The 8839-nt window shown below is 58.5% G+C and carries 10 protein-coding genes and 3 pseudogenes; 5 read left to right on the top strand and 8 right to left on the bottom strand.

Annotation, left to right across the window (positions count from 1 at the left end; translation table 11 throughout):
* Positions 1-64: 64 nt before the first annotated feature.
* From ACQUTI_RS26075 to ACQUTI_RS26060, 4 genes are all read left to right on the top strand, one after another.
* Entirely contained in the window at positions 65-205 is a 141-nt protein-coding gene (locus tag ACQUTI_RS26075; protein WP_001044210.1) for a hypothetical protein, read from the top strand.
* Between the two features lie 485 nt (positions 206-690).
* Positions 691-1428, top strand: coding sequence for a recombinase family protein (locus ACQUTI_RS26070; protein WP_001446887.1), 738 nt, complete (start codon positions 691-693; stop codon positions 1426-1428).
* Positions 1425-1649, top strand: coding sequence for a hypothetical protein (locus ACQUTI_RS26065; RefSeq protein ID WP_000743213.1), 225 nt, complete (start codon positions 1425-1427; stop codon positions 1647-1649). Before ACQUTI_RS26070 ends, ACQUTI_RS26065 begins: the two co-directional genes overlap by 4 nt.
* A 210-nt stretch (positions 1650-1859) precedes the next feature.
* Positions 1860-3353 (top strand): IS91-like element ISCR2 family transposase, encoded by a 1494-nt coding sequence (locus tag ACQUTI_RS26060; RefSeq protein ID WP_001120888.1) that lies wholly within the window; start codon positions 1860-1862, stop codon positions 3351-3353.
* 175 nt (positions 3354-3528) lie between these two features.
* Here ACQUTI_RS26060 and ACQUTI_RS26055 read toward each other — a convergent pair whose 3' ends face one another.
* Entirely contained in the window at positions 3529-3831 is a 303-nt protein-coding gene (locus ACQUTI_RS26055; RefSeq protein WP_000251875.1) for a phosphoglucosamine mutase, read from the bottom strand.
* Positions 3832-3917: 86 nt separating this feature from the next.
* Positions 3918-4733, bottom strand: coding sequence for a sulfonamide-resistant dihydropteroate synthase Sul2 (gene sul2, locus ACQUTI_RS26050; RefSeq protein ID WP_001043260.1), 816 nt, complete (start codon positions 4731-4733; stop codon positions 3918-3920).
* Between the two features lie 329 nt (positions 4734-5062).
* Between sul2 and ACQUTI_RS26045 the strand changes: the two are divergent.
* Positions 5063-5167: pseudogene (locus tag ACQUTI_RS26045) on the top strand (Arm DNA-binding domain-containing protein); the annotation flags it as partial.
* A gap of 253 nt (positions 5168-5420) precedes the next feature.
* Here ACQUTI_RS26045 and ACQUTI_RS26040 read toward each other — a convergent pair.
* From ACQUTI_RS26040 to ACQUTI_RS26015, 6 genes and pseudogenes are all read right to left on the bottom strand, one after another.
* A pseudogene (locus ACQUTI_RS26040) lies at positions 5421-6425 on the bottom strand (IS110-like element IS5075 family transposase).
* A gap of 78 nt (positions 6426-6503) precedes the next feature.
* Complete coding sequence (locus ACQUTI_RS26035; protein ID WP_003100847.1) at positions 6504-7061, bottom strand: recombinase family protein; 558 nt, start codon at positions 7059-7061, stop codon at positions 6504-6506.
* A complete protein-coding gene (locus ACQUTI_RS26030) occupies positions 7055-7426 on the bottom strand; it encodes a hypothetical protein (RefSeq protein WP_003100853.1) in 372 nt (123 codons plus the stop codon). The genes ACQUTI_RS26035 and ACQUTI_RS26030 overlap by 7 nt, the downstream gene beginning before the upstream one ends.
* Entirely contained in the window at positions 7423-7923 is a 501-nt protein-coding gene (locus ACQUTI_RS26025; protein ID WP_003100856.1) for a hypothetical protein, read from the bottom strand. The genes ACQUTI_RS26030 and ACQUTI_RS26025 overlap by 4 nt, the downstream gene beginning before the upstream one ends.
* Complete coding sequence (locus ACQUTI_RS26020; protein WP_003100858.1) at positions 7920-8246, bottom strand: hypothetical protein; 327 nt, start codon at positions 8244-8246, stop codon at positions 7920-7922. The genes ACQUTI_RS26025 and ACQUTI_RS26020 overlap by 4 nt, the downstream gene beginning before the upstream one ends.
* Positions 8247-8500: 254 nt before the next feature.
* Positions 8501-8728 (bottom strand): annotated as a pseudogene (locus tag ACQUTI_RS26015) (cupin domain-containing protein); the annotation flags it as partial.
* Positions 8729-8839 lie beyond the last annotated feature (111 nt).

The raw sequence follows: 8839 nt of genomic DNA, 5'->3' as shown, positions 1-8839 counted from the left end.
TTTATTATGGTGATCCCCTGGGCGAAATGCGCCTGGTAAGCAGAGTTTTTGAAATGTAAGGCCTTTGAATAAGACAAAAGGCTGCCTCATCGCTAACTTTGCAACAGTGCCGCGCGACGAGCAGCAGCACCAGGAGCAGAAGCACGTCGAGAAAAAGCAACAGCAGATCGAGCAGCGCCCACGGCGGGCCGCTCGCATCGGATAAGTCGAAAAATCCGGCTAAAGTGGCCGAGCTGCACATCAGGCCGCGCGGTTTTCCTCCCTGATCGCCGGCGCGGTTTCTTCCTCCCTGAACCGCATGCAGACTTGCCGCCTCGGACACCCCGAGGCGGTTTTTTTTCGCCTCGCTCGAGCATCGCCGCATCCGACGATGCCGAGACGACCAGGCCGCGCACGTCGAGCTGCAGCATCGCCATTGCCGACGATGGCACCAGGTCGCCGGCGGTGGCCACCGACCTCGAGCTCGCATCGCCACATCCGACGATGCGCGCCGGCGTCGACCATCGCCAGGTCTGACGATGGCGGCCGCCCTGCCCTGGATCTCGCATCGCCATTTCTGGCGATGAGATCCACGGAGCGGCCATTTAGACCCGCCAATAACGACCCGGCCAAGATAAATCGCATGACGGCCTTTTTGGCCGGGGGTAGCATGACCGGACACTTTGCGTATGCCCAAAGGAGCCCGCAAGTATGCGCAGGACGAAGCCAGTAGCCGCGCCGATGGTGGCGCGGGTCTATCTGCGCGTCAGCACCGACGCGCAGGACTTGGAACGCCAAGAGGCGATCACTACGGCCGCGAAGGCCGCCGGCTACTACGTCGCCGGCATCTACCGTGAGAAGGCATCCGGCGCACGCGCCGACCGGCCTGAGCTGCTGCGCATGATCGGCGACCTACAGCCCGGCGAGGTGGTCATTGCCGAGAAGATCGACCGCATCAGCCGCCTACCTTTGCCCGAGGCCGAGCGCCTGGTGGCCTCGATACAGGCCAAAGGCGCAAGCCTGGCCGTCCCTGGCGTGGTCGATCTATCCGACCTGGCGGCCGAGGCCCAGGGCGTCGCCAAGATCGTGCTGGAAGCCGTGCAGATCATGCTTTTTCGCCTGGCCTTGCAGATGGCCCGCGACGACTACGAGGACAGGCGCGAACGCCAGCGCCAAGGCATTGAGTTGGCCCGCCAGGCCGGGCGGTACAAGGGCCGCCGTGCTGATCCGAAGCGCCGCGCCCAAGTTGTCGCGCTGCGCAAGTCCGGCTACAGCATCAACAAGACCGCCGAGCTGGCCGGGTACAGTGCGGCCCAGGTGAAACGGATATGGGCCGAGGTCAGCCAGGCCGAAGCGAAGCAGCACGGCGCGTTCGTGGAGGACGCATTGACGGAAGCCGATGCCCTGGCCGCTGTCGGCCAGGATGAGCGCCAGGAGGAAAGGGCATGAAGAAGCCGAACCAAGACGACGAGCCGTTTTTCATCACCGAGGAGATTGCGGCCGAAATGATCGCCGGCGGCTATGAGTTCGAGCTGCCGCCCATTCCTTGCACCATCCGCCTACGCGACGTGCTGGAGCGCATGACCGATGCTGAGCTAGCATTGCAGCCGGGCGAGATCGCCGACCAGGAGCGTGAACGCTGCCGGCGCAAGCCGTGTTCAACCTCATGATCTGGTCATGGTATTTTTCATGGCACTGAGCCTGATAGTTCTTGCAAATTGTTGTCACTAAAGGGTTTTGTGTGCTTGTTTACAATCGAGTGGGAGTGACGGGCACTGGCTGGCAATGTCTAGCAACGGCAGGCATTTCGGCTGAGGGTAAAAGAACTTTCCGCTAAGCGATAGACTGTATGTAAACACAGTATTGCAAGGACGCGGAACATGCCTCATGTGGCGGCCAGGACGGCCAGCCGGGATCGGGATACTGGTCGTTACCAGAGCCACCGACCCGAGCAAACCCTTCTCTATCAGATCGTTGACGAGTATTACCCGGCATTCGCTGCGCTTATGGCAGAGCAGGGAAAGGAATTGCCGGGCTATGTGCAACGGGAATTTGAAGAATTTCTCCAATGCGGGCGGCTGGAGCATGGCTTTCTACGGGTTCGCTGCGAGTCTTGCCACGCCGAGCACCTGGTCGCTTTCAGCTGTAAGCGTCGCGGTTTCTGCCCGAGCTGTGGGGCGCGGCGGATGGCCGAAAGTGCCGCCTTGCTGGTTGATGAAGTACTGCCTGAACAACCCATGCGTCAGTGGGTGTTGAGCTTCCCGTTTCAGCTGCGTTTCCTGTTTGCCAGCCGGCCCGAGATCATGGGGTGGGTGCTGGGCATCGTTTACCGCGTCATTGCCACGCACCTGGTCAAGAAAGCGGGCCATACCCACCAAGTGGCCAAGACGGGCGCGGTCACCCTGATCCAGCGTTTTGGATCGGCGCTCAATCTGAATGTTCACTTCCACATGCTGTTTCTCGACGGTGTGTATGTCGAGCAATCCCACGGCTCAGCGCGTTTCCGCTGGGTCAAGGCGCCGACCAGCCCAGAGCTCACCCAGCTGACGCACACCATCGCCCACCGGGTGGGTCGCTATCTGGAACGGCAAGGCCTGCTGGAACGGGATGTCGAAAACAGCTATCTGGCCTCGGATGCGGTGGATGACGACCCGATGACACCCCTGCTGGGGCACTCGATCACTTACCGTATCGCTGTCGGTTCACAGGCGGGGCGAAAGGTGTTCACTTTGCAAACTCTGCCGACCAGTGGTGATCCGTTCGGTGACGGGATTGGCAAGGTAGCCGGGTCCAGCCTGCACGCCGGCGTGGCGGCCAGGGCCGATGAACGCAAGAAGCTCGAACGGCTGTGCCGGTACATCAGCCGCCCGGCGGTATCCGAGAAGCGGCTGTCGTTAACACGAGGCGGCAACGTGCGCTACCAGCTCAAGACGCCGTACCGGGACGGCACCACGCACGTCATTTTCGAACCATTGGATTTCATTGCAAGGCTGGCCGCCCTGGTACCGAAGCCCAGAGTCAACCTAACCCGCTTCCACGGGGTGTTCGCACCCAACAGTCGGCACCGGGCGTTGGTCACGCCGGCAAAACGGGGCAGGGGCAACAAGGTCAGGGTGGCTGATGAACCGGCAACACCAGCACAACGGCGAGCGTCGATGACATGGGCGCAACGGCTCAAGCGTGTTTTCAATATCGACATCGAGACCTGCAGCGGCTGCGGCGGCGCCATGAAAGTCATCGCCTGCATTGAAGACCCTATAGTGATCAAGCAGATCCTTGATCACCTGAAGCACAAAGCCGAAACCAGCGGGACCAGGGCGTTACCCGAAAGCCGGGCGCCACCGGCTGAGCTGCTCCTGGGTCTGTTTGACTGACGAGCCTGAAGGCCAACGATACCAATCAAAATGCTGCGTTCACAGCGCCGCGGCAGGGATCCGCCGTGCTGGTTGTCGGAAAAGGAGCCGCTAGTGGGAAAGAGGAGGGTAAATTTTCAGCGTTGCTGGCTCCCCGTCAGCCGGATTGGGTTGCATCGCAGGGGTGTCGAAAGAGTCAACTGCGGTCCAAAGCTGTTGGACTTGGGTGAAAAGGGCGTTTATTCTTCCTATACGTTGTCGGCAGCGGGCCAAAAAGGAATACGTCCATGCCCATCGAGGTGAAACCGGCTGTGAGCGCGGGTTCAAGCATATAGCCCGACAGGCGCGTATCCTTGCCGATCACGACACGATGGCGGTGGTCACCGCGACGAAAGACACGGCCAGCCGCCATGCCGACGCGCAAGGCGGTTTCCGCCGTCATCGCGCCTTCGTTGGCTTTGCCACGAATACCGTCTGTGCCGAAATATTTGCGCACCATAAGGTCGATTATCCTGTCGTCGGGTCGCCCTCAAAGGGGACATGCCTGCTGAACCGCGAATATAGAGAAATATCCCGAATGTGCAGTTAACGAATTCTTGCGGTTTCTTTCAGCGCCGCCAATACCGCCAGCCCGTCGCGCAAGGGGCGCGGCTCGTGTGTGCGGATGAAGTCAGCTCCACCTGCGGCGGCGGCAAGCTCTGCAGCGAGTGTCGCGGCCCCGACATCCCCCGGACCACGGCCTGTGAGCGCGCGCAGAAAGGATTTGCGCGAAACAGACAGAAGCACCGGCAAATCGAAGCGCAGCCGCAATTCATCGAACCGCGCCAGCACCGAGAGCGAGGTTTCGGGAGCAGCCCCCAGAAAAAACCCCATGCCGGGATCAAGGACAAGGCGGTTGCGTTTGATACCGGCACCCGTCAGCGCCGCGATGCGCGCGTCAAAGAACGCCGCAATGTGATCCATGATGTCGCCAGCGGGTGCCTCGCGCCGATCTGCCTGCCCGTCTTGCACCGAATGCATAACGACGAGTTTGGCAGATGATTTCGCCAATTGCGGATAGAACGCAGCGTCTGGAAAACCGCGAATATCATTGAGATAGGCCACACCACGCGACAAGGCATAGGCTTGCGTCGCGGGTTGATAACTGTCGAGCGAGACGGGAATGCCATCTGCCTTGAGCGCGTCCAGCACCGGCGCGATACGCGCGATTTCTGTGTCGGACGAAACAGGCGCGGCGTCGGGATTGCTGGATGCCGGACCGAGGTCGATCACATCTGCCCCCTCGGCCATCAGCTTACGCGCCTGCGCAATGGCTGCGTCTGGCGCCAGATACCGGCCTCCATCGGAGAAACTGTCCGAGGTTATGTTGACGATGCCGAAAATGATGAGCGATTTATTCATGGGGGCTTCTATAATAATAATAATCGAGCATGAGTCTCATACGGATGCTCGGGTCGAAAGGGAATCCCCAGGCGAGTAACCTGTTTGCGGTGATCCATTAGCTGCAGGAGCAGAATAGCATACATCTGGAAGCAAAGCCAGGAAAGCGGCCTATGGAGCTGTGCGGCAGCGCTCAGTAGGCAATTTTTCAAAATATTGTTAAGCCTTTTCTGAGCATGGTATTTTTCATGGTATTACCAATTAGCAGGAAAATAAGCCATTGAATATAAAAGATAAAAATGTCTTGTTTACAATAGAGTGGGTATCGGAGACGAAGAAGGACAAGGTACATGCTGACCGATACCAAGCTGCGCAATCTCAAGCCCAGGGACAAACTCTACAAAGTGAATGACCGGGAAGGTCTCTATGTGGGGGTCGCCTCAGAAAACGGAATCTATGGTCACTCCCGTTTTTGCAACACCGATTTTGACGACAAGTTGGCTTGCTTGAATCTATCCGGCGTCTGAATGGGATTTTATTCCCGCGCCTCGATGAGTTCCGCGCCTGATGAACCTCCAGAAAATATACGGCTTCAATGAGCCTTTCCGTTTTACAGGTTCCTCAACAGGCCGGTGGGCCGTTAGTATCATCAATATCAGTATTCGCAAAACCAGATGAATGATTGTTTAAACTGGTGTATTTCTGCCTTTATGCTTCGTAAGTTTGCTGTCGCGCCGTCAGTGCCCAGGCTATTCTGGCCAGCTTGTTTGCCAGAGCACAGGTGACGACAAAGTTGCTTTTCCGACACAACAACTCCCTGACCCAGTCGGCCAACTTGCCAGACTGGTGTTCCAGTTTTTGTATGAATACCCTGGCACACTGAACCAACAAAGTTCGGATCTTTTTGTTGCCCCGCTTGCTAATCCCTAACAATGTCGTCCGACCTCCCGTGCTGTACTGTCGGGGTACCAGCCCTGTTGCCGCCGCAAAGTCACGGCTGCTGGCGTACTGCTTCCCGTCGCCAATCTCAGTTGAAATAGTACTGGCAGTCAGCGTTCCAACGCAGGGAATACTCAGCAAGCGCTGTCCAACCTCATCTTCGTCCAACTTTCGTTTCAACTGAGATTCCAGATCTTTAATCTGCTCAACAAGATAGTGATAATGCTGTTGTAATTTCAGCAGTAACTGGCTGAGATAAAGAGGCAAACTACTGTCCTCAAGAAGGGTACTCAGTCGACTAATAACGGCAGCACCTCGCGGAACGCTGATACCAAATTCCAGCAGAAAAGCATGCATCTGATTAGTTGTTTTCACCTTATCCTGAACCAGGGATTCACGGACACGATGCAGAGCTCGCATTGCCTGCTGAGATTAGGTTCTGGGCTGCACGAAACGCATAGATGGACGTGATGCTGCTTCACAGATAGCTTCAGCATCAACGAAGTCATTTTTGTTGCTTTTAACGAATGGGCGGACAAATTGCGGTGATATCAGCTTTGGAAAATGCCCTAACTCTTCCAGCTTGCGTGCCATAAAGTGAGAACCGCCACAGGCTTCCATCGCGATGGTTGTTGCCGGGCATGTCGCCAGAAATTCGATTAGCTTTGGTCGGGTGAATTTTTTACGGTAAACGGCCTTCCCACGATGATCCTGACAATGAATATGGAAAGAGTTCTTACCCAGATCGATACCAATAAGCGCAATGTTTTCCATGATGGTTCTCCGAATGAAAGCCTGTCCTCAGCATAGTACTGGGAAGGAGGGAGTGACCATCTCATTAAATAAAGCACGCTAAGCGTGCGTGGAGGCTGGCACCCAGCGGTACAGCGTCGGAATGGACACGCCGAGGTTCTTGGCCACGTCCTTGGGCGGCACCCCGCTGGCCAGCAGCTTCTTGGCCGACTCGATCTTGCTGTCGGTCATCTTCGGCTTGCGGCCGCCTTTGCGGCCGAGCTGCTTGGCGACTTCCAGCCCGGCGCGGGTGCGCTCGACGGTCAGCTCGCGCTCCATTTCGGCAAGGCTCGCCATGACGTGGAAGAAGAACCGCCCGGATGGTGTGCCGGTGTCGATGGAGTCGGTGAGGCTCCTGAACTGGACACCGTGCTTGTGCAGATCGCCGACCAGATCGACCAGTTGCTTGACCGACCGGCCCAGCCGGTCGAGCTTCCAGACGACCAAAGTATCGCCTTCGCGCAGCATTTCGAGCGTCTTGGCCAAGCCAGGCCGGTCTGCCCGCGTGCCACTCACCTTGTCCTCGAAGACCTTTTTACATCCGGCCTTGCTCAAGGCTTCGCGTTGCAGCTCCAGGTTCTGATCCTGCGTCGAGACGCGCGCATAGCCAATCAACATGGCTTGTCTCGCGCCCGGTCGATGCGTTCCTGCATCGCCTGCATCACTTCTTCGTGGGTGTACGATCTGGCGTTGGCGTCGGTGGCTTGCCGCAGGGCTTCCTCAACCTCGCGCGTCATCCGCTCGTAATCCTCCGGCCACAGCGCTTGCTCCATGCGCAGCGACGCCTGACCCAGCAGGTGCAGCAGGCTGAACAGCCGCATGTCGTTGGTGGCGACGATGCGCTCCCGAATCTGCTCCTGAATAGCTTCGCTAGCCCGATGCGCTTGTGGTGTGGCAGTCCCCTCGTAGTCAGCGGGGAATTCCGCTTCCTCGGCAATCCTTGCCCAGGCGCTGGCCAGCGCCTCGATGGTTGACGTGCTCATTTCCGCCGCTCCTGTGCTCTTTGGCGAATCAACCGGCCAAGGGGCCTCGACGCGAAAACCAGCAGCATCACGCCTATCGGATACCAGGTCGAGAAGACCACCAAGGCATCGAAGGCTGGCCGTCCGGTGTTGGTAGGCAGTACGGCGGTCACAGCCATCAACCCGCCGACCGTCCAGATGATGCGCCACACGTAGGGCATCACGCGGGGCACGTAGCCGTCATCGAAAGCGGTCTGGTAGTAGCGGCGCAGGCCGCGCTCGGCAAGCGCCTGGCGCTGCCGCTCCGACAGCGCATCCGTCCGGCCATACCAGCGCCGGAATGGTGGACAGCGCAGCAGCAAAGGGGTGAAGAGGATCATCACCGCCACGATCGCGACACCCCACGCCATGACGGCGCCGGCATCGGGCCGCTTGGCGTTCTCGATCACGGGCGCGAAGACGCCCGGAGCACCGATCATCCAGAACAGCGCAATGTGCTGATGGAAGGAGAGCTTCATTTGCTCATCCACTTGCGCAGCAGGCGCTTTTTCAGGGAGGCGCGTTCTTGCGGGTTGCGTCCCTTGTGATTGGCGATGCGATCCGCCGTGGCGGCCTGGCGCTTGACGGGCCAGTAGGAGCGGCCATCCTTGCCCATCGACCAGACGCTGCTGGCCTGGTTTTCCAGCAGGGGCAGATGGGCGCTCAGGGCTTCGGGCGACGCGCTGGTCAGCGCCGTGCGCTCACGGGTGCGCCAGCGCTGATGCCAGAGCTTCTTGTCCTCGCGCTCGCTGCCGCAGGTCGTGTGCCCGACGATGGGTGTTTTGCGGCGGCTGCGGCTCATAACGTAGTGGTCTCCAAGAACATTCAGGACTGATCCCAGGCGTCGATGGTCAAGACCTGATCGGCAGGACAGGCGGCTACGCGGTCGGGAACTGGATGGTGTTCAGTCTCATGCCGACCCCATTCGATTGATCGCGTCGCTTGCGGCACGCTGCGACGCAAGGAGGTTTGCGACCTGGTTTAGCAGCCGTGTCCGCTGCATGTCTGTTACCTATCTCCCCGACCGCTCATTGGACCAACTCCAGAGATTGGGCTCTATCGCTCAGCCAATACGAAACCGGCATTGGCTGATGCCACAACCGAGACGAACACAAATGGCTCGGTACCTGTATTTCGCGCCCCGTGCACTTGGCCCGGTCTTGCCACGGCTATCTCACCTTCCCTGAGGGCACGAACAATCCCATTGCCCTGAAAGTAATCAGCCATTCCCGACAAAACAGTCCACGTGTCTTGGCCGTGAGGATGAATGTGAGCCGCAATTTCCGGCACTGTTGCAAATAGTCGGTGGTGATAAACTTATCATCCCCTTTTGCTGATGGAGCTGCACATGAACCCATTCAAAGGCCGGCATTTTCAGCGTGACATCATTCTGTG

The sequence above is a fragment of the Klebsiella sp. 7-CIP_Kleb. genome (assembly GCF_050378655.1).
Taxonomy (GTDB): Bacteria; Pseudomonadota; Gammaproteobacteria; order Enterobacterales; family Enterobacteriaceae; genus Klebsiella; species Klebsiella quasipneumoniae.
Note: the sequence above shows the minus strand (reverse complement) of the source record. Positions and strands in the feature narration are given on the sequence as shown.